Here is a 23,016-nt window from a genome sequence, read left to right as displayed (position 1 = left end):
AGAACGAGCGGCCCGATTCCCCGTGACGCCGGGAAGGTGTCGGGTGGTCAAGGTGTCCGGTCCGTGCGGGGAAATGGTGTGCCATGGTATCACTTCATCAACATTAGGTCGCCTGTTCAGGTTCGGGTCCTGAGCGGTCGGTAGTTTTCACGGGAGTGAAAGGAGGAAAGGATAAAGGCATTGTGCCATCATCGGGCCTGTCCAAGTTGCTGCCAGGCGCTATCAACTATCAACTCCGCTTATTTTCCCCATGCTGTATTGCACGGTTATGGGGCGCCCATGGCTTTTCTTCAACTTTGGCTGTAAGGCCCAAGTTACAGATAACCGGCAAAGTTGTACCTAGGGGATTATCCGATGGTCACTAAGAGAACCACTGGTCAATTCATGAGCCGCTGACTCGCGCCGTAGCGCGCTCGGGGGTGTATGAAAAAAACAACAAAGCAGGCGTAATAACAATCAGGGCGCCCGACGATCTGCCTGATTTTCAAATCTTCCTGCAGGCGACGGCAGGTGCTGCTGATCAGGGTCGATGGTGATGGCCAGGGCTCGAACGAGGGCGGTCTGCTCGTCTTCATCCATGCTCAATTGGCCGGTGCGAGGGTCAATCAGTTCCAGTTGCCAGGCCAGCAACGTCAGACACGCGTTTAGCGCTTTGAGGGTATTGCCCTCCAAACGATTGCGCGGTTTGGCAACTCGCAGCAGTTGTTGCAACTGCTGGCAAAAGGCTGTCACTTCCACAAGTGACAGCCCGCAAGCCCGTTGACTCAGGCTTTCCAGGGTGCGCAGGAGGCAGTCCGCAGCGTCCTGATCGTTGCAGATCAGCTCCAGGTGGCTCAAGCATTCCTGCAGTTTGTTCAGCATGGCCTGGGCGTCGACCAGAAAGTCGGGCAGGGCACATGACCACTGAGTGTCATTCAGCATGTTTATCTCCACAACTCCGTGCGGACCTGGTCATCGCGCGCTGTCCGTGCGAGTTTTCGTTCAGGCCACTCAAGCTTAGCTGCATCCGTGGGCGGGTGGCTGGCAATTGCGCTTTCATTTTCAATGTGTCCTGCGAGCCACATTCCAGACACATTGTCTGCATCGGGCGGGAGGGAATCAGGCCCTCACAGCCACTCCGATTGCTGTGACCAGGGGGGTAAAAAGAGACCGAACAAAAGCCTGACTCCATTCATGCATTGAGAATGGCGTCACATTAATGGCTATTGGATATCGCGAATATCAGGTTCTGCCCGATTGCCTATAGGGGAAACCCTGATAAGGAGGGAGGGTTCTTAGCAGTTTTGTATCTGGATATGTAGCGTTGTCGATGCGATCAGTTAACCATGATGTTAATGTGACATCAATGGTTTGGAACGTGTATTTCGTCGCTCTTCAAGATCGACAGGTTACGGCCGATAACCCCCATGAGACCACCTTAGCAACGTCCCCAGGAGTCATTGATGGCAGGCATTCTCGACACAGTAGACCAACGTACCCAGCTAGTGGGTGAGAACCGCCTCGAAATTCTGATGTTTCGCCTGGCCGGCCGCCAGTTGTTCGCCATCAACGTGTTCAAAGTGCAGGAAGTGCTGCAACTGCCCAAGTTGACCCTGATGCCCCAGCGCCATGCGTATGTATGCGGCGTGGTCAATTTGCGCGGCCAGACGCTGCCGGTCATTGACCTGTCCCAGGCCATTGGCATGCGCCCGCTGCAGCCCGGCCCCAACAGCACCATCATCGTCACCGAGTACAACCGCTCTGTGCAGGCGTTTCTGGTGGGTGGAGTCGACCGCATCGTCAACATGAACTGGGAAGCCATCCTGCCGCCGCCCACCAGCGCCGGTCGCCAGCATTATCTGACGGCCATCAGCAAGGTCGACGACCAATTGGTGGAAATCATCGACGTGGAAAAGGTGTTGGCGGAGATCGTTCCCTACAGCGCCAAGGTGTCGCGCGAGAAGCTCGAAGACCCCGTGCTGGCCCGCGCGCGTGGTCGTGAAGTGCTGTTGGTGGATGACTCGACGGTGGCACTGGCGCAGTTGCGCGACACCCTTTCGCAGTTGGGGGTGAAGATGCACGTGGCCAGTGACGGCCTCAAGGCCCTGAACATGCTGAAGGCCTGGGCCGACGCCGGTGAAAACCTTACCGACAAGTTGCTGATGATTTTCACCGATGCGGAAATGCCGGAAATGGACGGGTACCGCCTGACTACCGAAATTCGTCATGACCCACGCCTGCGTGGCCTTTACGTGGTGTTGCATACCTCGTTGTCGGGCAGTTTCAACGAATCGATGGTGAAGAAGGTGGGCTGCGACAACTTCCTGTCCAAGTTCCAGCCCGACAAGCTGGTGGACGTGGTGCGCCAGCGCTTGATGCTCGATAACTGATCGCCGTTTCGCCGCTGCCTCGTCAGGCAGCGGTCGCGGGGCGGTTTGCGATAAACTGGCAGCCTGTCTGATAGCCGGAATTCGCCATGCACCTCAGCGCCCTTTATCGCTACCCCCTCAAGTCGGCCATCGCCGAGCCCTTGCAATCGTCAGCGCTGGACAGCCTGGGCCTTTCGGGCGACCGACGCTGGATGCTCGTGGACGAGGCCACGGGGCGCTTCCTCACCCAGCGCGCCGAAGCGCACATGAGCCAGTTGGGCGCGGCTCATCAGGATGGCGGCCTGCAACTGTCCGGGCCTGGCCAGGCTCCCTTGTTCGTGCCGACGCCTGGGGTCGATGCGTCCCTGCGTGGTGTGACCATTTGGCGCGATACCCTGCGCGTGCCCGACGCCGGCGATGCCGCTGCGGCCTGGGTGTCATCCTTTATAGGCAAGCCCACGCGCTTGGTGCAGGTGCCGGTGGACCGTGCGCGCACCACCCAGCCCGGCTTCGGGCTGGACGACGACAAGGTGGGGTTTGCCGACGGCTTTCCTTTGTTGCTGATTGGCCAGGCGTCGCTGGACGATCTGAGCGGCCGGGTCGGGCGTGCGTTGGAAATGCTGCGTTTTCGCCCCAACCTGGTGGTCAGCGGCAGCGAAGCCTTTGCCGAGGATGGCTGGAAGCGCATCCGCATAGGTGATGTGGAATTTCGCGTGGTCAAGCCGTGCGCTCGTTGCATCCTGACCACGCTTGACCCGCACACCGGCGTGCGCAGCGAGGACCGCGAACCGCTGACCACCCTCAAGACCTACCGCCAGGTGGATGGAGATATCCTGTTTGGCCAGAACCTGGTCAATGATGGTGTGGGGCAGTTGGAAGTGGGCATGCCGGTTACCCTGCTCGAATAACCGCTGACGGCAGCTGCAAGGCGCGCGCAGCGGGCCTGGGTTGCGCGCGATACCGCGAAGGTCCTGCTCGCAGCCTGCGCCAGCTCCTGCGACAGCGCGGTTGCTGTAGCGGCCTCAAGGCCGCCTCACGGGCGCGGTTATTGATCGTCGAAGTAGCGCTCGTTCCAGTCGGCAATCGGCTGCGGCGTGTTGAGCTTCTGGCCGTAGATCACCGCATACGACAACACGTTTTGCACATACTGGCGGGTCTCGTCGAAGGGGATCGACTCCACCCACACGTCGAAGCTCAGGTGGTTGGCGCCACGCAGCCATTGCTTCACTCGGCCGGGGCCGGCGTTGTACGCCGCCGAGGCCAGCACGCGGTTGCCGTTGAACTGCGCGTGCACCTGGCTCAGGTAGGCGGCGCCCAATTGAATGTTCTTGTCCGGGTCGATGGCCTGCGACGGCGACGCCAGCGCAATGCTGAATTTGCGTGCGGTCTCCTTGGCGGTGCCGGGCATCAATTGCATCAGGCCCATGGCGCCTACGCCCGAGCGGGCGTCGTCCATGAAGGCGCTTTCCTGGCGAGTAATGGCGAACGCCCAGCTGGCATGAATGCCGCGGCTGGTGGCTTCGCGCACCAGGGCGTCGCGGTGGGCCATGGGGAAGCGAATGTCCAGGTCGTCCCAGTACTGGGCCTGGCTGATGGTGCGAATGGCCGGGAAGTACCAGTGCATGTCGTAGGCCAGCTTGGCCTGGGCAACCATTTCGTCGCGGCTGAACAGGTTGCTGACGTAGTACCACTCGCGGCGGGCGTCCACCACCTGGCCGCGGTCCAGCAGTTCCATGGCGCGACGGATGCCGGGGGTGTTGCGCACCTTGTTCATCAGTGCCTGGCTGATCACCAGCGGGCGGTTGGCCAGGGAGTAGGGCGCCTGGGTGCGGTCGGCCGCCAGGAAGCCGTAGAAATCACGCTCCTTGGACACGTTGCGGTAGAGCACCGCCACCTGCGGGTTCTGCGGCTGCGCCAGTTCCAGGCTGCGCGCCTGCCAGTATTTCCAGCGGTTGGTGGCGGCCAGGTCCGCGGGCAGGCGGCGGGTCAGCTCATAGGCGTCCTGCCAGCGGCCCAGGCGCAGCAGCAGGCGCAAGCGCCACTCGGTGACGGTGTTGTCGCGCAGCTCCGGGTCGTACTGGGTCATCAGGTCCAGTGCGCGCGGGTCATAATTGCGCGCCAGGGTCAGGCCTATCTCGCGGGCGATCGCCACTTTTTCGTCACGCGAGAAGCGCATGCTGCTGGCATAGCTGTCGAGCAGCTGCATGGCCCGGTCCGGATCCTGCTTGGCCAGCCGGCGCAGGCCCAGCCCCACCACGTCGGACATGGCTTCGGTGGCGGGCTGGAAACGCGACGGGTCGGTGAGCAACTCGGGGTTCTGCGCCACGCTGATCAACAGGCGGCCCTGGTTGCCCAGGGTGGGCAAGGTAGCCACCAGGGCGTTCGCCAGCGCATAGTTGCGGGTGTGCGCGGCAAGCTTGAGGCGCTGCCAGCGCTTGTCCTCGGTGAGCTGGCCGTCGGCGGCCCACATGCCGAACAGCGCTTCGCAGGCGTCGGGTTGGGTTTTGCCGGTCAGCCACAGTTTCTGCGCGTTGGCATAGCCTTCGGCCTTGAGGTTGTGGCTGAGCTGGTATTGACCGTTCAGGCAATCAAGCTCGGTGAAGTTGAGCTTGGCGTCGTAATATTTTGCAAAGGTATCCCAGTCGCCACGCTCGGCCAGCCAGCGCAACCAGCGCAGCTTCATCCAGTTGGCCTGGGGCAGGTCGCCGTGGGCGGCGAGGAATTTCTCGATCTCGTCGTTGCTGGCGGTTTTCAGCCGGGCGGTCAGCTCGTCATAAGCCAGGTAAGGCTCCAGCGGGTAATCGCTGAGCATGGGCGCGTACTGGAAATAAGGGCCGCTGTCGCCCTTGGCCAGGGCCCGCTTGGCCTGGTCGTAATACTGGCGTTGGGTGTTCAGGTCCACTGCGTGGGCGCAGGAGACGGCGGTGGCAGAAAGCAGCAGGCAGGACAAAAGGCTAGACAGGCGACCGCGCATGAGACATCCGTGCAGATAAGGCATGACAAGTGCGGCGTGGCCTGCACTGATTACCCACTAGCTTAGCCGGTTGCGGGCCGGCGATGAAAGCACTGTGCTTGTATCTGAACATGAATTCGGCGCGCGCCGTCCGTATGACGGCATTTACTGTGCTGGGCGCCCAAGTCAGGTAGAATGCGCGCCCGGTTTTTGGAGAAACACATGACCCTGCTCAAATTAAGCGATGTGTCCCTCGCTTTCGGCGCGATGCCGTTGTTGGACAAAGTGTCCTGGCAGATCGCCCGTGGAGAGCGGGTCTGCATCATTGGGCGAAATGGCACTGGCAAGTCCAGCATGCTGCGCCTGGTCAAGGGTGATCAGAAGCCTGACGAGGGCGAGGTCTGGCGTGCGCCGGGCCTGAAGATCGGCGAGCTGCCGCAGGAACTGCCGGTGGCCGACGATCGTACCGTGTTCGACGTGGTGGCCGAAGGCCTCGACGGCGTGGGCGCGCTGCTGGCTGAATATCACCACCTGAGCCAGAACATCGTCACCGATGAAGACCTGACCAAGCTCATGCATGTGCAGTCGGACCTTGAAGCCCGCGACGGCTGGCGCCTGCAACAGCTGGTGGACAGCACCCTGAGCCGCTTGCAGTTGCCGGCCGACAAGACCCTGGCGCAATTGTCCGGTGGCTGGCGTCGTCGCGTGCTGCTGGCCCAGGCGCTGGTGTCCGAGCCCGACCTGCTGTTGCTCGACGAGCCCACCAACCACCTGGACATTGGTGCCATTGCCTGGCTGGAAGAGGCCCTGAGCAGCTTTGGCGGCGCCGTATTGTTCATCACGCACGACCGGTCCTTCCTCCAGAACCTGGCCACGCGCATCCTGGAGCTGGACCGCGGCGGTCTGATCGACTGGAATGGCGACTACGCCAGCTTCCTGGTGCACAAGGAAGCCATGCTGTCGGCCGAAGAAACCGCCAACGCGCTGTTCGACAAGCGCCTGGCCCAGGAAGAAGTGTGGATTCGCCAGGGCATCAAGGCCCGCCGTACCCGCAACGAAGGCCGCGTACGCGCCCTGAAAGAGCTGCGCGTGGAGCGTGGCGAACGTCGCGAGCGCCAAGGCAAGGCCAACATCCAGCTCGATACCGCGGAGAAATCCGGCAAGCAGGTGATGGTGGTCGAGAACGTCAGCTTTGCCCACCCGGGCGGCCCGTTCCTGGTCAAGGACTTCTCCATGGTGCTGCAGCGCCAGGATCGTATCGGCCTGTTGGGTGCCAACGGTACTGGCAAGACCACGCTGCTCAAGCTGATGCTGGGCGACCTGGAAGCCACCAGCGGCAAGGTCGAGGCAGGCACGCGCCTGGAAGTGGCCTACTTCGACCAGCTGCGTCACCAGTTGGACCTGGAAAAGACCGTGATCGACAACCTGGCCGAAGGCCGGGACTTCATCGAGATCGACGGCCAGAACCGCCACGTGCTCAGCTACCTGGGCGACTTCCTGTTCAGCCCCCAGCGTGCCCGTACGCCGGTGAAGGCGCTGTCGGGTGGCGAGCGTGCGCGCCTGCTGCTGGCCAAGCTGTTCAGCAAGCCGGCCAACCTGCTGGTGCTCGACGAACCTACGAACGACCTCGACGTGGAAACCCTGGAGCTGCTGGAAGAAGTATTGTCCAGCTTCAAGGGCACCGTGCTGATGGTCAGCCACGACCGGGCCTTCCTGGATAACGTGGTGACCAGCACGCTGGTGTTCGAAGGTGAGGGCAAGGTGCGCGAGTACGTGGGCGGCTATCAGGACTGGATCCGTCAGGGCGGCTCGCCGAAGTTGCTCGGTGTTACCGAGAACAAATCGGGCAAGGCCGAGCTCAACAGCGCCGTGGTTACCGCACCGGCGGCAGCGCCTGCGCCAGCCACTGAAGCGCCAGCGGCCAAGAAGAAACTCAGCTACAAGCTGCAGCGTGAGCTGGAAGCCTTGCCGGGTGAAATCGAGGCTCAGGAGCAGAAGATCGCGGCCTTGGAAGCGGCCATGGCTGATGCCGGTTTCTACCAGAAGCCGGCTGCAGAGACCGCCAAGGTCATTGCCGACCTGGAGCAGGCTCAGGCCAAGCTGGACCAGATGGTCGAGCGTTGGGCTGAGCTGGACGCCTAAGGCGCAGCTTTTGAGCTGCAAGCTGCAAGAAGGGCGCGTGTGCCTCTTCTTGCAGCTTGAAGCTTGAAGCTGCTACTCCGCCTTCTTCAGGCGTACCGCCAGTACATCGCACGGCGCGCCATGCAGCACGTCGTTCGAGGTGGAGCCCAGCAGCAATGCCAGGCCATGACGGGCGTGACTGCCCACCACCACCAGGTCGCAGCCTTTTTCCTTGGCCAGGCCATGTATTTCCTGCTTCGGCTGGCCGTAGGTCAGGTGGCAGTTTTCTTTCGTCAGTTCCGGATACTTGGTAATCAACCGTTCAAGGCGTTCCTTGGCCTGGTCGAATTGCTGCTGTTGCAGTTGCGACAAGTCCATGGGCACATCGCCACCAAAGGCCATGGCCATGGGTTCGACGATGTGCACCAGGGACAGCTTGGCGTCCTGGCTGGCAGACAGCTCGCGGGCCCGGTGAATCACCGGATCGCACTCTTCGGTCAGGTCGACGGCGACCAGAATATGGTGGTAGGGCATGGGAAGCTCTCCTGACGTGGCGATAGTTCAAGTATGGCCTGTTTCAAGTCGGTCTGTTTGCGCGTGTCCTAACCAACTCATTTATAAATGTTTTACAGGGTGCACAGTCATATGACGGTATGGATAGTGGTGTCAATCCTTGCGCTGGTTTTAAGCCCCATGGTCTGGCTGCGCCCCTCGCGCAACCAGAGCGGCCAGATGGCCCTGCGCATGGAAGCACGGCGCCTGGGCATGGCCATGCAGCTCATGCCCCAGCAATGGCCCCACTGGCTGCCCAAGGAGCCACCTAGCCCCTGTGCGCAGTATTGCCGCCCCCGGCGCTCGGCCCAGGCCGCGCAGTTCTGCTACTGGCAGACCGAGCCGGGCAGCTGGCTCAATCAATGGCGCGAGCCGTGTGAAGACCCGATATTGCTGGCCCAGTTCGCCCGCTTGCCGGCCAATGTCTACAAGGTTGACGCAGGTCACCAGATGATTGCCCTGTATTGGGGGGAGCGGGGAAAGGTCGAGGTGCTGGTGGTGATTGATGAGGTGTTGAAGGCGCTTGCCTGAAGGTCTTCTGCCCGCCAGGCCGGTTAAATTCCAGGCATTAAAAAGCCCGATAATCTGCGTCGGGCTGGGGGTGGCCAGGCAGGCCGGTAAGACGTTTTCGCGATGTTTGGTCGACAGTGTAGTCGCGAACGGAGCTTACGTCGGGCGCTCGCAAAAATCCCTTCTTTTTATTCTCTGTGCGACGTTTGGTTGCCACAGCCCGCAGCGTATCTGGCTGTCACGAGGGTGTGCGATGCTGTTGCTGAATGTTGCGTCATCAGCGAAAAGGCTGCGTGCGCTGTTTTGACGCACGCGTGACCGCAAAGTCGCGTTTTTGCAGTGTTTCAGCGCATTTGACAATTGCCGGTTTTTCCGTGAATGTGTGCGTACCCAAATCAAACGGGCGTATGAATTGAGCGTTTGTCTTGTAGGAACGCTCTTACAGAATCCCGACTATCGCGCTGACGGGTGTGTCTGGCAGCGGGGGAGCGGCAATCGGCGCTAGGCGCCAGCCGGCCCCGTACCAGCGTTTGGCGTGTACTGTTCAGCTTCCATATCGTGGAGATCAGTTGATGATTTACGAAGGTAAAGCCATCACGGTTAAGGCTCTTGAAAGTGGCATCGTCGAACTGAAGTTCGACCTCAAGGGTGAGTCCGTCAACAAGTTCAACCGTCTGACCCTGGCCGAATTGCGCCAGGCCGTCGACACCATCAAGGCCGATGCATCGATCAAGGGCGTGATTGTCAGCAGTGGCAAGGACGTGTTCATCGTCGGCGCGGACATCACCGAGTTTGTCGAAAACTTCAAGCTGCCCGAGGCCGAACTGGTCGCCGGTAACCTGGAAGCCAACCGCATTTTCAGCGACTTCGAAGACCTGGGCGTGCCTACCGTGGCGGCCATCAATGGCATCGCCCTGGGTGGCGGCCTGGAAATGTGCCTGGCCGCAGACTTCCGCGTCATGTCGGAAACCGCCAAGATCGGCCTGCCGGAAGTCAAGTTGGGCATCTACCCAGGCTTCGGTGGTACCGTGCGCCTGCCGCGCATCATCGGTGCCGACAACGCCATTGAGTGGATTGCCTCGGGCAAGGAAAACCGCGCTGAAGACGCCCTCAAGGCCGGCGCCGTGGACGCCGTGGTAGCGCCCGACAAGCTGCAGGCCGCGGCACTGGACCTGGTCAAGCGCGCCATCAGCGGCGAATTCGACCACAAGGCCAAGCGCCAGCCCAAGCTGGACAAGCTCAAGCTCAACGCCATTGAGCAGATGATGGCTTTCGAGACCGCCAAGGGCTTTGTGGCCGGTCAAGCCGGCCCGAACTACCCGGCGCCGGTCGAAGCCATCAAGACCATCCAGAAGGCCGCCAACTTCGGCCGTGACAAGGCCCTGGAAATCGAAGCCGCCGGTTTCGTGAAAATGGCCAAGACCTCTGCCGCGCAGAGCCTGGTCGGCCTGTTCCTCAACGACCAGGAACTCAAGCGCAAGGCCAAGGCCTACGACGAACTGGCTCGCGACGTGAACCAGGCCGCCGTGCTGGGCGCCGGCATCATGGGTGGCGGCATCGCCTATCAGTCGGCGGTCAAGGGCACGCCGATCCTGATGAAAGACATCAACGAGAAGGGCATCGAGCAAGGCCTGGCCGAAGCCTCGAAGCTGTTGGGCAAGCGCGTCGAGAAAGGCCGCCTGACCCCGGCCAAAATGGCCGAGGCGCTCAACGCCATTCGCCCGACCCTGTCGTACGGTGATTTCGGCCACGTCGACATCGTCGTCGAAGCCGTGGTCGAGAACCCCAAGGTCAAGCAGGCCGTGCTGGCCGAAGTGGAAGCCCAGGTCAAGGACGATGCCATCCTGGCGTCCAACACCTCGACCATTTCCATCAGCCTGCTGGCCAAGGCCCTCAAGCGTCCGGAAAACTTCGTCGGCATGCACTTTTTCAACCCGGTGCACATGATGCCGCTGGTGGAAGTGATCCGTGGCGAGAAGTCCAGCGAAGTCGCCGTGGCGACCACCGTGGCCTACGCCAAGAAAATGGGCAAGAACCCGATCGTGGTCAACGACTGCCCGGGCTTCCTGGTCAACCGCGTGCTGTTCCCGTACTTCGGCGGCTTCGCTCGTCTGGTCAGCGCCGGCATCGACTTCGTGCGCGTGGACAAGATCATGGAGAAGTTCGGCTGGCCCATGGGCCCGGCCTACCTGATGGACGTGGTCGGCATCGACACCGGCCATCATGGCCGTGACGTGATGGCCGAAGGCTTCCCCGACCGCATGAAAGACGATCGCCGCTCGGCCATCGACGTGCTGTACGAGGCCAAGCGCCTGGGCCAGAAGAACGGCAAGGGCTTCTATGCCTACGAGACCGACAAGAAGGGCAAGCCGAAGAAAGTGGCCGACGCTTCGGTGCTGGAAGTGCTCAAGCCAATCGTCTACGAGCAGCGCGAGTTGTCCGACGAGGACATCCTCAACTGGATGATGATCCCGCTGTGCCTGGAAACCGTGCGTTGCCTGGAAGACGGTATCGTCGAGACCGCGGCCGAAGCCGACATGGGCTTGGTGTACGGCATCGGTTTCCCTCCGTTCCGCGGCGGTGCATTGCGTTACATCGATTCGCTGGGCGTGGCCAACTTCGTCGCCCTGGCAGACCAGTACGCCGACCTGGGCCCGCTGTACCACCCCACCGCGAAGCTGCGTGAGATGGCCAAGAACGGCCAGAGCTTCTTCGGTTAAGCGCCCCACACTTGAGCGAGAAAAATTTTATGAGCTTGAATCCGAGAGATGTGGTGATTGTTGACTTCGGTCGCACGCCAATGGGCCGCTCCAAGGGTGGCATGCACCGCAACACCCGCGCCGAAGACATGTCGGCGCACCTGATCAGCAAACTGCTTGAACGCAACGTCAAGGTTGACCCGGGCGAAGTCGAGGACGTGATCTGGGGCTGTGTGAACCAGACCCTGGAGCAGGGCTGGAACATCGCGCGCATGGCGTCGCTGATGACCCAGATCCCGCACACCGCGGCCGGCCAGACCGTCAGCCGCCTGTGTGGCTCGTCCATGAGCGCGCTGCACACCGCCGCCCAGGCCATCATGACGGGCAACGGCGATGTGTTCGTGGTCGGTGGCGTGGAGCACATGGGCCATGTGAGCATGATGCACGGCGTGGATCCCAACCCGCACATGTCCCTGTACGCTGCCAAGGCGTCGGGCATGATGGGCCTGACCGCGGAAATGCTGGGCAAGATGCACGGCATTACCCGTGAAGCCCAGGACGCCTTCGGCGTGCGTTCGCACCAGTTGGCCCACAAGGCCACCGTGGAAGGCAAGTTCAAGGACGAGATCATCCCGATGCAGGGGTATGATGAGAACGGCTTCCTGAAAATGTTCGACTACGACGAGACCATTCGTCCGGACACCACCCTGGAGAGCCTGGCCGCCCTGCGCCCTGCGTTCAACCCGAAAGGTGGCACGGTGACAGCGGGCACTTCGTCGCAAATCACCGACGGTGCCTCTTGCATGATCGTCATGTCGGCCCAACGTGCTCAAGACCTGGGCATTCAGCCGATGGCGGTGATCCGTTCCATGGCCGTGGCTGGCGTAGACCCGGCAATCATGGGCTATGGCCCGGTGCCGGCGACCCAGAAAGCACTGAAGCGTGCCGGCCTGAGCATCGCCGATATTGACTTCTTCGAGCTCAACGAAGCCTTCGCCGCACAGGCCCTGCCCGTGCTGAAGGATCTGAAAGTGCTCGACAAGATGAACGAGAAGGTTAACCTGCACGGCGGCGCCATTGCTTTGGGCCACCCGTTTGGTTGCTCGGGTGCACGTATTTCGGGCACCCTGCTGAATGTCATGAAACAGAACAACGGCACCTTCGGGGTGTCCACCATGTGTGTAGGTCTGGGTCAGGGCATCACCACCGTCTTCGAGCGCGTGTAAGCGGTCGAGAGTCGGCGAACCGGGGCCAGGTGCCCCGGTTTTTGTTTTTACAGAATATTTGTTTTAGCGAGGGAAACATGCCGTTACAGCCAGGGCTCTACCGTCACTACAAGGGGCCTCAATACCGCGTGTTTGGGGTTGCGCGCCATTCCGAAAACGAGGAAGAGGTGGTCTGCTACCAGGCGTTGTATGGCGAGTTTGGCCTGTGGGTACGGCCATTGAGCATGTTTCTGGAGTCGGTTGAAGTTGACGGCGAGCGCGTCCCGCGCTTTGCTTTGGTCGAGGCCGAACCGAGCCTGTTCGAGCGGCCCGGCGACGAGATCGCTTGAACATCCGCGCTTGACCTCACTTCGTAGCCACTATATATAGCGGTGCCTCGAAGGCGCCAATCGCTTTCATTTCTAGTATTCAGGAATTTTCTGATCCATGGGCAAATCGCTGGTCATTGTGGAATCCCCGGCTAAGGCCAAGACCATCAACAAGTATCTGGGCAACCAATACGTGGTGAAGTCGAGTATCGGCCATATCCGAGACCTGCCCACCAGCGGTTCGGCTAGCGCCACGAAAGAACCGGTCAAGCGTGGCAAGGCCGCGGCCGCCGAGGCACCTGTCTTGTCGCCCAAGGAAAAGGCGCGCAAGCAACTGGTGGCGCGCATGGGGGTAGACCCGGAGCACGGCTGGAAAGCCCACTACGAGATCCTTCCCGGCAAGGAGAAGGTGATCGAGGAGCTGCGCCGGCTCGCCAAGGATGCCGACACCATCTATCTCGCAACCGACTTGGACCGCGAGGGGGAAGCCATTGCCTGGCACCTGCGCGAAGCCATCGGTGGTGATGACAGCCGCTACAAGCGCGTGGTGTTCAACGAAATCACCAAGAAGGCCATCCAGGAGGCCTTCTCCACGCCGGGCGAGCTGGACATTGATCGTGTCAACGCCCAGCAGGCGCGGCGCTTCCTCGACCGCGTGGTGGGCTACATGGTCTCGCCGCTACTGTGGTCGAAGATAGCCCGCGGCCTGTCCGCAGGCCGTGTGCAATCGGTGGCCGTGAAGCTGGTGGTGGAGCGTGAGCGCGAAATTCGTGCGTTCAACCCAGAAGAGTATTGGGAAATCCACGCCGACCTGGGCACCGCCAAGAGCGCCAAGGTGCGTTTCGAAGTGGCGCGCGAGAAGGGCGAAGCCTTCAAGCCGCTGAACGAAACCACGGCCATGGCCGCGCTGGAGAAGCTCAAGGCGTCGAGCTACAGCATCGTCAAGCGTGAAGACAAGCCGACCAGCAGCAAGCCGTCGGCGCCGTTCATCACCTCGACCCTGCAGCAGGCTGCCAGCAACCGCCTGGGCTTCGGCGTGAAGAAGACCATGATGATGGCCCAGCGTCTGTACGAAGCCGGCTACATCACTTACATGCGTACCGACTCCACCAACCTGTCCGCGGACGCGGTTGAAATGGCGCGCAGCTACATTGAAAACGAATTCGGCAAGCAGTACCTGCCCGCTGCGCCCATGGTATACAGCAGCAAGGAAGGCGCCCAGGAGGCCCACGAAGCCATTCGTCCGTCCGACGTCAGCACCCACCCTACCAAGCTGTCGGGCATGGAGCGTGATGCCGAGCGCCTGTACGAGCTGATCTGGCGCCAGTTTTTGGCTTGCCAGATGCCACCTGCCCAGTACCTGTCCACCACGGTCACTGTCGCCGCCGGTGACTTCGAGCTGCGTGCCAAGGGCCGTATCCTCAAGTTCGACGGTTACACCCGCGTAATGCCACAAATGGCCAAGCCGGGCGATGACGACGTGCTGCCGGAAATGGACCAGGGCGAAGTGCTCAAGCTGATCGAGCTGGACCCTACCCAGCACTTCACCAAGCCGCCGGCCCGTTATTCGGAAGCCAGCCTGGTGAAAGAGATGGAAAAACGCGGTATTGGTCGTCCGTCGACCTACGCGGCTATCATTTCCACCATCCAGGATCGTGGCTACGTGGCGCTGCACAACCGCCGCTTCTACTCCGAGAAGATGGGCGACATCGTCACCGAACGCCTGTCGGAAAGCTTCTCCAACCTGATGGACTACGGTTTCACCGCCGGCATGGAAGAGAACCTCGACGACGTGGCCCAGGGCGAGCGTGACTGGAAGAACGTGCTGGACGAGTTCTACGGCGACTTCAAGACCAAGCTGGAAGTGGCCGGCTCGGCCGACAGCGGCATGCGCGCCAACCAGCCGACGCCTACCGACATCACCTGCCGCGAATGCGGCCGGCACATGATGATCCGTACCGCCTCCACCGGCGTGTTCCTGGGCTGCTCGGGCTATAGCCTGCCGCCCAAAGAGCGTTGCAAGGCCACTATCAACCTGGTGCCGGGCGACGAAATCGCTGCCGATGACGAGGGTGAATCCGAGTCGCTGGTGCTGCGCGGCAAGCACCGCTGCCCGATCTGCGCCACCGCCATGGACGCTTACCTGCTGGATGAGAAGCGCAAACTGCACATCTGCGGTAACAACCCGGACTGCGTGGGCTACGAGATCGAAGAAGGCAGCTACCGCATCAAGGGCTACGAAGGCCCGAGCCTGGAATGCGACAAGTGCGGCAGCGAGATGCAGCTCAAGACCGGTCGTTTCGGCAAGTTCTTCGGCTGCACCAACCCTGAGTGCAAGAACACCCGCAAGCTGCTGAAAAGCGGTGAGGCGGCGCCACCGAAGATGGACGCGGTGAAGATGCCAGAGCTCAAGTGCGAGAAGGTCAACGACACTTATGTGTTGCGTGACGGTGCGTCGGGCCTGTTCCTGGCCGCCAGCCAGTTCCCGAAAAACCGCGAGACCCGTGCGCCGCTGGTGATCGAGATCATTGCGCACAAGGACGAGATCGATCCCAAATACCACTTCCTCTGCGAAGCGCCGAAGAAGGACCCGGATGGCCGCCCAACCGTGATCCGCTACAGCCGCAAGACCAAGGAGCAGTACGTGCAGACCGAGGTTGAAGGCAAGCCTACCGGCTGGCGCGCGTTCTACGAAGGCGACAGCTGGAAGGTGGAAGACAAGCGGGCAAAAGAGAAAGAGCCGGCTTGACTCAGCAGTAACAAAAAACCGCGCCCAGGCGCGGTTTTTTTATGCAGGCTCCAACGCCTTCCCCTTTAACGAATACTGCTTTGTGTGGGAGCGGGCTCTGCCCGCGAAGCAGGCACCGCGGAGTATCAGACACTGCGCTGGGGTGCTTTTTGCGGATAGAACCCGCACATCATGGCCGACTGCTACTCAGATGCAATTTGCCTTGCGGTAGGCGCCCCCCTTCACGGAAACTGTTCGTCTGCCCGAACCCCGTCTTTACCGGAGGGTGCCCACATGGCCCACGAACTCTACACCCGCACCAACCAGAAAATTTACTTCGCTGGCTTGTCCCTGGAAGCCATGGGCAAGGCCGAGCAGGGCCAGGCCATGAATGCCCTGGCACGCATTCAGGCCGAGCGCGAGTCGTCGCTGTTTCACTTGTACGGTGCCTTGCTTGGCTTGTGCCATGAAATCGCCGGCTTTTACCGCCTGCCCCAGGCCGCCACGCCCCGTGCCGAAGACCTGTTGACCCGTGAAGTGCTGGCACAGATTGCCATTCCGGAAATGGCCGAGCTGGTGGAGTTGGCGCAGGCGCCCGGCACTTGGGTCTACGAGCTGCTGGCTGCCCATGCAGCCCTGCACCGTCCACCCCAGGCGCCCAAGGTAGTGAAAGGGGATGTCACCCAGCCGTTGATCGTGGCAGTCAACCTGGACGCGCCCGAGGAGCCCGAGGCGCTCACCCGCGAGGTGCTGGAAGGCTGGCGTCAGCAGCTCAAGGGCTTGGCCATTCGGTACCGTGAGGGCCTCAGTGAGTGCTGATTGCGTCTGTGGCTGCTACAATGGCGCCCTCACGTGGAGAACCCCTTTTTATGCCAACGTCCTTTCTAGAAATTGTCGAGCTGCCTGACGGCCGAATCGAACTGCGCCGTGCCGAGGATGAAGGCTCGCTCGTGACCTTGGACTTTTCCGAAGACGCCAAGGCCTTCCTGCAAGGACAGCATGTAGAAGTGGCCAAGGCCATGCTCAGCGTGGGCGTGCAAATGGCCGGCAAGATGGTGGAAGGCGAAATCGAAAAAGACGAAGGCCCGCGCGTCCTTCATTGATCAGGGAACGCTGTGGGAGCTGGCTTGCCAGCAAGCTTTTGATCTTTAAAAGCTCGCTGGCAAGTCAGCTCCCACAGCTGTGTTCTACCCCATCCGGATATTCAGGCTCTGTGCATCGCCCACTCGGGCAGCGGCGATCAGCTGCTGGCGCGCACTGCCGGCCAGCGGGTTCAGCCAGCTCACTACCGTATGGCTACGGCCAAGGCGCAAGGCCTCGCAGGTCAGTTGCAGCGGGCTCTGGCTGCCACCTGGTTGCAGGATCAGAATGCGCTCGCGGTTCAGGCCAGCGTCACGCAGCCAGGCCTGGGTCAGGCTGGCAGGCGGTGCGATCAGGGTCAGCCAGCGGGCGTCCTGGTCCTCGCTCAGCTCGCGCAGCACGGGGGCCAGCAGGTTCAGGCAGTTCCCGGCAGCGCCGCGCAACGACAGTTCGCTGAAGACTTCCGGCTGTGGGGCCGTCCAGGGCACTTCGGTTGCGTGGGTGAACAGCGGCGTGACTGGTTGAGCCATGAAGGCCTCGAACAAAGACAGTTGAGCCGGTTGCAACGGTTGTGGGAACTGCATGTAGCCTCCTTTATCGGCGTATGACGCCGACGCTCAAGCCTTCGATGACCAGATCCTGATCCTTGAGGTTGACCTCGATGGGTGCGAATTCCGGGTTTTCCGCCAGCAGGAACACCTTGCTGCCTTCACGCTTGAAGCGCTTGACCGTGACTTCGTCGCCGATGCGAGCCACCACGATCTGGCCGTTGCGGGCCTCGCGGCAGGTGTGCACGGCCAGCAGGTCGCCGTCGAAGATGCCCACGTCCTTCATGCTCATGCCGTGCACGCGCAGCAGGTAGTCGGCGCGCGGGTGGAAGAAGGTGGGGTTGATGTTGCAGGATTCCTCGATGTGCTGTTGGGCCAGGATCGGCGCACCGGCAGCAACCCGGCCAATGATCGGCAGGGTGGATTCGTCGGCCTTGGCCTCGAAACCGGGAATGCGGATGCCGCGGGACGCGCCCGGGGTCATTTCGATGGCCCCCTTGCGCGCCAGCGCCTTGAGGTGTTCCTCAGCGGCGTTCGGCGACTTGAAGCCCAGTTCCTGGGCGATTTCCGCGCGGGTGGGCGGAAAGCCGTTGTCGTCGAGGCAGCGCTTGATGAAAGCCAGGATCTCGGCTTGGCGTGGCGTCAGTTTCAGCATGTCGATCGCTCTGTCTTTTTATACAGTGACTGGGATTATATACAGTATGAGTGGCTTGGCAATCCTGCTTTTGTCACCGCTCGTCCCCCCGAATCGCACTGCCGCCCGGCGGACAGGGCAGGGGAATCGTCAAGGTCCGGGCCAAACGTGCACGGCGTGTGATTAAATACGTGACCGACAAGACACAAAACGTCTGCCCAGGCTTGACAAAAGCCGGGTCTGAAACGTATGTTTCAAACAAGTGTTTGTCAGGTGAATCTAGCATGGCCCAGTCGGAAACCGTTGAACGCATACTCGACGCTGCCGAGCAGTTGTTCGCGGAAAAAGGTTTTGCCGAAACTTCATTGCGGCTGATCACTAGCAAGGCCGGGGTCAACCTGGCGGCGGTGAACTACCATTTCGGCTCCAAGAAGGCGCTTATCCAGGCGGTGTTCTCGCGTTTCCTGGGGCCATTCTGCATCAGCCTGGAACGTGAGCTGGAGCGCCGCCAGGCGCGCCCCGAGCACAAGGCCAACCTCGAAGAGCTGCTGGAAATCCTGGTGGAGCAGGCCATGGTGGTGCAGCCGCGCAGCGGCAACGACTTGTCCATCTTCATGCGCCTGTTGGGCCTGGCGTTCAGCCAGAGCCAGGGCCACCTGCGTCGTTACCTGGAAGACATGTACGGCAAGGTCTTCCGCCGCTACATGCTGCTGGTCAACGAGGCCGCGCCGCGTATCCCGCCGCTGGAGCTGTTCTGGCGCGTGCACTTCATGCTCGGCGCCGCCGCGTTCAGCATGTCCGGCATCAAGGCCTTGCGCGCCATTGCCGAGACCGATTTCGGCATCGACACCTCCATCGAGCAGGTCATGCGCCTGATGGTGCCGTTCCTGGCCGCCGGCATGCGTGCTGACAGTGGCGTCACCGACGGTGCCATGGCCGCCGCGCAGCTGCGCCCGCGCAGCAAGTCGACGCCAGCCCTGGCCAAGGCATGAAACAATTGACGGTGGGCGCGGCGGGTGGCTTCGGCTAAGCTAGCCGCCCATGCCTATTCCGAATCTGTCGCGCCGTTCTGGCGCCGATTTTTCCCTCTTGCTTATCCACCCCTGTGCGGCCAAAGGCTGCATGGGGCGGCACGCATGCACCCGCGAATCAAGGATTACCCCATGACTTCCCGCCTTCAAGGCTCGTTGATGGTCGATATCGCCGGCACCTGGCTGACCGCCGAAGACCGCCACCTGCTGCGCCAGCCCGAAGTGGCCGGCCTGATCATCTTCGCGCGCAATATCGAGCACGCCCGCCAGGTGCGCGAGCTGTGCGCGTCGATCCGTGCCATTCGCCCGGACCTTATCCTGGCGGTGGATCAGGAGGGCGGTCGGGTGCAGCGCCTGCGCCAGGGCTTTGTGCGCCTGCCGGCCATGCGCGCCCTGGCTGACAACCCCAATGCCGAGTACCTGGCCGAGCAGTGCGGCTGGATCATGGCTACCGAGGTGCTGGCGGTTGGCCTGGACTTGAGCTTCGCCCCTGTACTCGACCTGGACCATCAGCGCAGCGCCGTGGTGGGCAGTCGAGCCTTCGAGGGCCATCCGGAGCGTGCCGCGGCCCTTGCCGGTGCCTTTATCAAGGGCATGAACGCTGCCGGCATGGCCGCTTGCGGCAAGCATTTTCCTGGTCACGGCTGGGCCGAGGCGGACTCCCACGTGGCCATCCCCACCGATGAGCGCAGCCTGGAACAGATCCGTGCCCTGGACCTGGTGCCGTTCGCGCGTTTGAGCGCTCAGTTGGCGGCGGTGATGCCGGCCCACGTCATTTATCCGCAGGTCGACAGTCAGCCTGCCGGTTTCTCCCGGCGCTGGCTGCAGGACATTCTGCGTGGCGAACTGAAGTTCGATGGCGTGATTTTCAGCGACGACCTGTCCATGGCCGGCGCCCATGTGGTGGGTGACGCGGCCAGTCGTATCGAGGCGGCGCTGGGTGCGGGCTGCGACATGGGCCTGGTGTGCAACGACCGTGCGGCGGCCGAGCTGGCACTGAGCGCGGCGCAGCGCCTGAACGTGACCCCGTCGCCACGCATCGCGCGCATGCGCGGGCAGGCATTCAGCAATGTCGAGTACCGCCAGCATCCGCGTTGGCTTACGGCCGTCGCAGCCCTGCGCGACGCCCAATTGATTGATTGACCGAGGCCTGACAATGACTGTCTACGCGATTATCGGCGGTACCGGCCTGACCCAGCTCGAAGGGCTGACCATCACCCGCAGCCTGGCGCTGGACACCCCTTGCGGGGCGCCATCGGCGGACATCCTCCAAGGTGAGTTCGCCGGCCATGAGGTGTTGTTCCTCGCGCGTCACGGCCACCCTCATCGGTTGCCGCCGCACAAGGTGAATTACCGTGCCAATCTGTGGGCGCTCAAACAGGCCGGTGCCCAGGCGATTCTGGCGGTGAATGCGGTGGACGGCATTCATCCGGCCATGGGTACCGGGCATGTGTGTGTGCCGCATCAGTTGGTGGATTACACCAGTGGGCGCGAACACACCTTCTTCGCCGATGAACTTGAGCATGTGACCCACATAGACTTCAGCTACCCCTACACCGAGGCACTGCGTGCCCGCCTGATCTCGGCCCTGGCAGCCGAAGGCGTGCCGCACAGCGAGCAGGGTGTCTATGCCTGCACCCAGGGCCCGCGCCTGGAGACCGTGGCGGAAATCGCCCGGCTGGAGCGTGATGGCTGCGACATCGTGGGCATGACCGGCATGCCGGAAGCGGCCCTGGCGCGCGAGCTGGAACTGGATTACGCCTGCCTGGCGCTGGTGGTGAACCCGGCGGCAGGCAAGTCGGCGGCGGTCATCACCATGGCCGAGATCGAGCAGGCGCTGCACGACGGCATGGGCAAGGTGAAGGCCACGCTGGCGCGTGTGCTCACCGTCTGACCCGCAACCCCGGATGTGCAGCCTGACCCGCTCCCTGTAGCCGTTGGGGGGGCGGCCATCCGACGCCCAGCTACAAGCGCATCAGCGCTTGCGCACCTTGCGCCCCGGCAATGGCTCGAACAGCGCATCGATGTCCTCGGGCGCCATCTTCCAGTCGCCCGCTTCGCGGCCATCGAGAATGCCCGACGCCAGTGCCGATTTCTCGCCTTGCAGGTGCTGGATCTTCTCCTCCACAGTGCCGCGGGTAATCAGCTTGTAGACAAACACCGGCTTCTCCTGGCCAATGCGGTAGGCGCGGTCGGTGGCCTGGTGCTCGGCCGCCGGGTTCCACCACGGGTCGTAGTGGATCACCGTGTCCGCTGCAGTCAGGTTCAAGCCAACGCCGCCGGCCTTCAGGCTGATCAGGAAGATCTGCACCTTGCCCTTCTGGAAGTCCTGTACCGGAATGCGCCGGTTCTTGGTGGCACCGGTCAGCAAGGCGTACTCGATACCGCGCTGCTGCAGCTCCTGTTCGATTAAACCCAGCATTGAGGTGAACTGGGAAAACAGCAGGATGCGGCGGTTTTCCAGTAGCAGTTCTTCGAGAATTTCCATCAGGCTGGCCAGCTTGCCCGAACTGTTGCCGCGTGCTGGCGCGACGCCGCCGTTGACCAGGCGCAGGTCGCAGCACACCTGGCGCAGCTTGAGCAGTGCCTCAAGGATGATGATCTGGCTGCGCGCCACGCCCTTGCGGTTGATTTCGTCGCGCACTTTCTTGTCCATGGCCAGACGCACCGTCTCGTACACGTCGCGCTGGGCTTCGTTGAGCTCCACCCAATGGGTGATTTCGGTCTTGGCCGGCAGCTCGGTGGCCACCTGCTCCTTGGTGCGGCGCAACAGGAAGGGTTTGATCCGCGCGTTCAGGTGCTGCAAGCGCTCGTGGTCGCCATGCTTTTCGATGGGCACCCGGTAGTCGCGGTTGAACGCCTTGGCATCGCCCAGCCAGCCGGGTAGCAGGAAGTGGAACAGCGACCACAGCTCGCCCAGATGGTTTTCCAGCGGCGTGCCACTCAGGCACAGGCGTTGCCGTGCGCGCAACTGGCGTGCGGCCTGGGCGGCTTTGCTGCCAGGGGTCTTGATGTACTGCGCCTCGTCGAGGATCAGTACATGCAAGGGCACCTTGCTCAGTGCTTCCAGGTCCTTGGGCAGCAGGGCGTAGGTGGTCAGCAGCAGGTCGTAGTCGAACAGGTGATCGAAGTATTTCTTGCGCCCGGCACCGTGCAGGGCCGCCACGCGCAGGGTAGGGGCGAAGCGTTGGGCTTCGTCCTGCCAGTTGGGGATCAGGCTGGTGGGCATCACCACCATGGCCGGGCGGTCCAGGCGCCCGGCGTTCTTTTCGCTGAGCAGGTGGGCCAGGGTTTGCAGGGTTTTGCCCAGGCCCATGTCGTCGGCCAGGATGCCGCCCACTTCCAGTTCGCGCAGCGCCTGCATCCAGCTCAGGCCTTCGGCCTGGTAGGGGCGCAGCGTGGCGGCCAGGTCGGCGGGTGGCGTGCTGGGCAGGGTGCGGATGTCACGCAGGCGCTCGGCAAAACCGCGCAAGCGCTCGCCGCCTTCCCAGCTCAGCGGCAACTCGCGCAGCGCGTTCAGCCGCGTGGCATCCGGGGTGGGCAGGCGCAGGCGTGTGTCGCCGGGGTCGCGCAAGTAAAAGTCGCCCAGGGTGGCCAGCACCGGCTTGAGGCGGCCATAGGGCAACGCCACCTGCATAAGCCGTGGCTTGTGCGCCTGGGGGCTGTGGATGGGCACCAGGATCTGCTCCTCGTCGCGGCGCCGGGCCAGTTGGGCCGGGTTGAGCAGGTCGGGGTGGGTGCGCAGCAGGTTGACCAGAATCGGCAGCAGGCTCAGCCGCTCGCCGTTGACCACGATGCCTACTTCCAGGTCGAACCAGTCGCGGTCGGGCGTCTCGTCGATCACCGCGTACCAGTCGTCCACGGGGGTCAGGTCGAAGGCGAATTCTTCCGAGTATTCGATTTCCCAACCTTGCTCGCGCAAAGCGGGCAGATCGTTGAGCACAAAGCGTAACCAGGCACCGTCGCTGGGCAACTCGAAAATGTCCCCGGCGCTTTCCGGCAAGGCCTTGCTCTGGCGCGTGGCAATGCGAAAACCCAGGCCCTGCAAGGTCTCGCGCAGGGCCTTTTCGCTCAGGGGCTGGCGCGCAATGCTGGGTTCGTGGGGCGCACGGGTGCTGGACACATAATGACCGGCATAGCCGAACGCCAGCGCGGCGCGGTGCTGGATGTGCCGCTGCATGCGGCCGTTGCGCGGTTCAAATGCGCTGAACTCGACACTGCCCAGCCACAGTCGTGGCCGGGGTTCGAGGTGTTCCATCAGGTGTTCGGACATTTAGC

General features: G+C 62.2%; 19 protein-coding genes. 13 read left to right on the top strand and 6 right to left on the bottom strand.

Annotation, left to right across the window (positions count from 1 at the left end; genetic code table 11):
* Positions 1-456: 456 nt before the first annotated feature.
* Positions 457-921: a hypothetical protein gene (locus tag PMM47T1_RS10520; RefSeq protein ID WP_008368418.1), complete on the bottom strand. Its 465-nt coding sequence runs from the start codon at positions 919-921 to the stop codon at positions 457-459.
* Positions 922-1,442: 521 nt separating this feature from the next.
* Between PMM47T1_RS10520 and PMM47T1_RS10515 the strand changes: the two genes are divergently transcribed.
* Both PMM47T1_RS10515 and PMM47T1_RS10510 read left to right on the top strand, forming a co-directional pair.
* Complete coding sequence (locus PMM47T1_RS10515; RefSeq protein WP_008368417.1) at positions 1,443-2,369, top strand: chemotaxis protein CheV; 927 nt, start codon at positions 1,443-1,445, stop codon at positions 2,367-2,369.
* A gap of 86 nt (positions 2,370-2,455) precedes the next feature.
* Positions 2,456-3,256 (top strand): MOSC domain-containing protein, encoded by an 801-nt coding sequence (locus PMM47T1_RS10510; RefSeq protein WP_008368416.1) that lies wholly within the window; start codon positions 2,456-2,458, stop codon positions 3,254-3,256.
* A 137-nt stretch (positions 3,257-3,393) separates the two neighbouring features.
* Here PMM47T1_RS10510 and PMM47T1_RS10505 read toward each other — a convergent pair whose 3' ends face one another.
* Positions 3,394-5,322 carry a transglycosylase SLT domain-containing protein gene (locus tag PMM47T1_RS10505; protein WP_008368415.1) on the bottom strand — a complete coding sequence of 643 codons (1,929 nt, stop codon included), beginning with the start codon at positions 5,320-5,322 and terminating at the stop codon, positions 3,394-3,396.
* 201 nt (positions 5,323-5,523) lie between these two features.
* Between PMM47T1_RS10505 and PMM47T1_RS10500 the strand changes: the two genes are divergently transcribed.
* The gene (locus PMM47T1_RS10500; RefSeq protein ID WP_008368414.1) at positions 5,524-7,443 is read left to right on the top strand and encodes an ATP-binding cassette domain-containing protein; all 1,920 of its coding nucleotides are present in this window, start codon (positions 5,524-5,526) and stop codon (positions 7,441-7,443) included.
* Positions 7,444-7,515: 72 nt separating this feature from the next.
* Here the strand turns inward: PMM47T1_RS10500 and PMM47T1_RS10495 are convergent, their stop codons facing one another.
* Entirely contained in the window at positions 7,516-7,956 is a 441-nt protein-coding gene (locus tag PMM47T1_RS10495) for a universal stress protein (RefSeq protein ID WP_008368413.1), read from the bottom strand.
* Between the two features lie 111 nt (positions 7,957-8,067).
* On the opposite strand from PMM47T1_RS10495, the gene PMM47T1_RS10490 reads away from it, so the two are divergent.
* From PMM47T1_RS10490 to PMM47T1_RS10460, 7 genes are all read left to right on the top strand, one after another.
* The gene (locus tag PMM47T1_RS10490; protein ID WP_008368412.1) at positions 8,068-8,505 is read left to right on the top strand and encodes a hypothetical protein; all 438 of its coding nucleotides are present in this window, start codon (positions 8,068-8,070) and stop codon (positions 8,503-8,505) included.
* 551 nt (positions 8,506-9,056) lie between these two features.
* Positions 9,057-11,204 (top strand): fatty acid oxidation complex subunit alpha FadB, encoded by a 2,148-nt coding sequence (gene fadB / locus PMM47T1_RS10485; protein ID WP_008368410.1) that lies wholly within the window; start codon positions 9,057-9,059, stop codon positions 11,202-11,204.
* Positions 11,205-11,233: 29 nt separating this feature from the next.
* Positions 11,234-12,409 carry an acetyl-CoA C-acyltransferase FadA gene (fadA, locus tag PMM47T1_RS10480; protein ID WP_008368409.1) on the top strand — a complete coding sequence of 392 codons (1,176 nt, stop codon included), beginning with the start codon at positions 11,234-11,236 and terminating at the stop codon, positions 12,407-12,409.
* 77 nt (positions 12,410-12,486) lie between these two features.
* Entirely contained in the window at positions 12,487-12,738 is a 252-nt protein-coding gene (locus tag PMM47T1_RS10475) for a DUF1653 domain-containing protein (protein WP_008368408.1), read from the top strand.
* Between the two features lie 97 nt (positions 12,739-12,835).
* Entirely contained in the window at positions 12,836-15,466 is a 2,631-nt protein-coding gene (topA, locus tag PMM47T1_RS10470) for a type I DNA topoisomerase (protein WP_008368407.1), read from the top strand.
* Positions 15,467-15,739: 273 nt separating this feature from the next.
* A complete protein-coding gene (locus PMM47T1_RS10465; RefSeq protein WP_008368406.1) occupies positions 15,740-16,264 on the top strand; it encodes a DUF6586 family protein in 525 nt (174 codons plus the stop codon).
* A gap of 50 nt (positions 16,265-16,314) precedes the next feature.
* Positions 16,315-16,548 carry a hypothetical protein gene (locus PMM47T1_RS10460; protein WP_008368405.1) on the top strand — a complete coding sequence of 78 codons (234 nt, stop codon included), beginning with the start codon at positions 16,315-16,317 and terminating at the stop codon, positions 16,546-16,548.
* A gap of 84 nt (positions 16,549-16,632) precedes the next feature.
* Here PMM47T1_RS10460 and sulA read toward each other — a convergent pair whose 3' ends face one another.
* The gene (gene sulA / locus PMM47T1_RS10455) at positions 16,633-17,109 is read right to left on the bottom strand and encodes an SOS-induced cell division inhibitor SulA (RefSeq protein ID WP_008368404.1); all 477 of its coding nucleotides are present in this window, start codon (positions 17,107-17,109) and stop codon (positions 16,633-16,635) included.
* Between the two features lie 10 nt (positions 17,110-17,119).
* Positions 17,120-17,728: a transcriptional repressor LexA gene (gene lexA / locus PMM47T1_RS10450; RefSeq protein WP_008368403.1), complete on the bottom strand. Its 609-nt coding sequence runs from the start codon at positions 17,726-17,728 to the stop codon at positions 17,120-17,122.
* A gap of 263 nt (positions 17,729-17,991) precedes the next feature.
* On the opposite strand from lexA, the gene PMM47T1_RS10445 reads away from it, so the two are divergent.
* The 3 genes from PMM47T1_RS10445 (at position 17,992) to PMM47T1_RS10435 (ending at position 20,632) form a co-directional block, all read left to right on the top strand.
* The gene (locus PMM47T1_RS10445; protein WP_008368402.1) at positions 17,992-18,699 is read left to right on the top strand and encodes a TetR/AcrR family transcriptional regulator; all 708 of its coding nucleotides are present in this window, start codon (positions 17,992-17,994) and stop codon (positions 18,697-18,699) included.
* A 171-nt stretch (positions 18,700-18,870) separates the two neighbouring features.
* Positions 18,871-19,881 (top strand): beta-N-acetylhexosaminidase, encoded by a 1,011-nt coding sequence (gene nagZ / locus PMM47T1_RS10440; RefSeq protein ID WP_008368401.1) that lies wholly within the window; start codon positions 18,871-18,873, stop codon positions 19,879-19,881.
* Between the two features lie 13 nt (positions 19,882-19,894).
* The gene (locus tag PMM47T1_RS10435) at positions 19,895-20,632 is read left to right on the top strand and encodes an S-methyl-5'-thioinosine phosphorylase (RefSeq protein ID WP_008368400.1); all 738 of its coding nucleotides are present in this window, start codon (positions 19,895-19,897) and stop codon (positions 20,630-20,632) included.
* An 81-nt stretch (positions 20,633-20,713) separates the two neighbouring features.
* On the opposite strand, the gene PMM47T1_RS10430 is transcribed toward PMM47T1_RS10435, so the two are convergent.
* Complete coding sequence (locus PMM47T1_RS10430; protein ID WP_008368399.1) at positions 20,714-23,011, bottom strand: DEAD/DEAH box helicase; 2,298 nt, start codon at positions 23,009-23,011, stop codon at positions 20,714-20,716.
* Positions 23,012-23,016: the final 5 nt, after the last annotated feature.

This window comes from Pseudomonas sp. M47T1 (genome assembly GCF_000263855.1).
Lineage (GTDB): Bacteria > Pseudomonadota > Gammaproteobacteria > Pseudomonadales > Pseudomonadaceae > Aquipseudomonas.
Note: the sequence above shows the minus strand (reverse complement) of the source record. Positions and strands in the feature narration are given on the sequence as shown.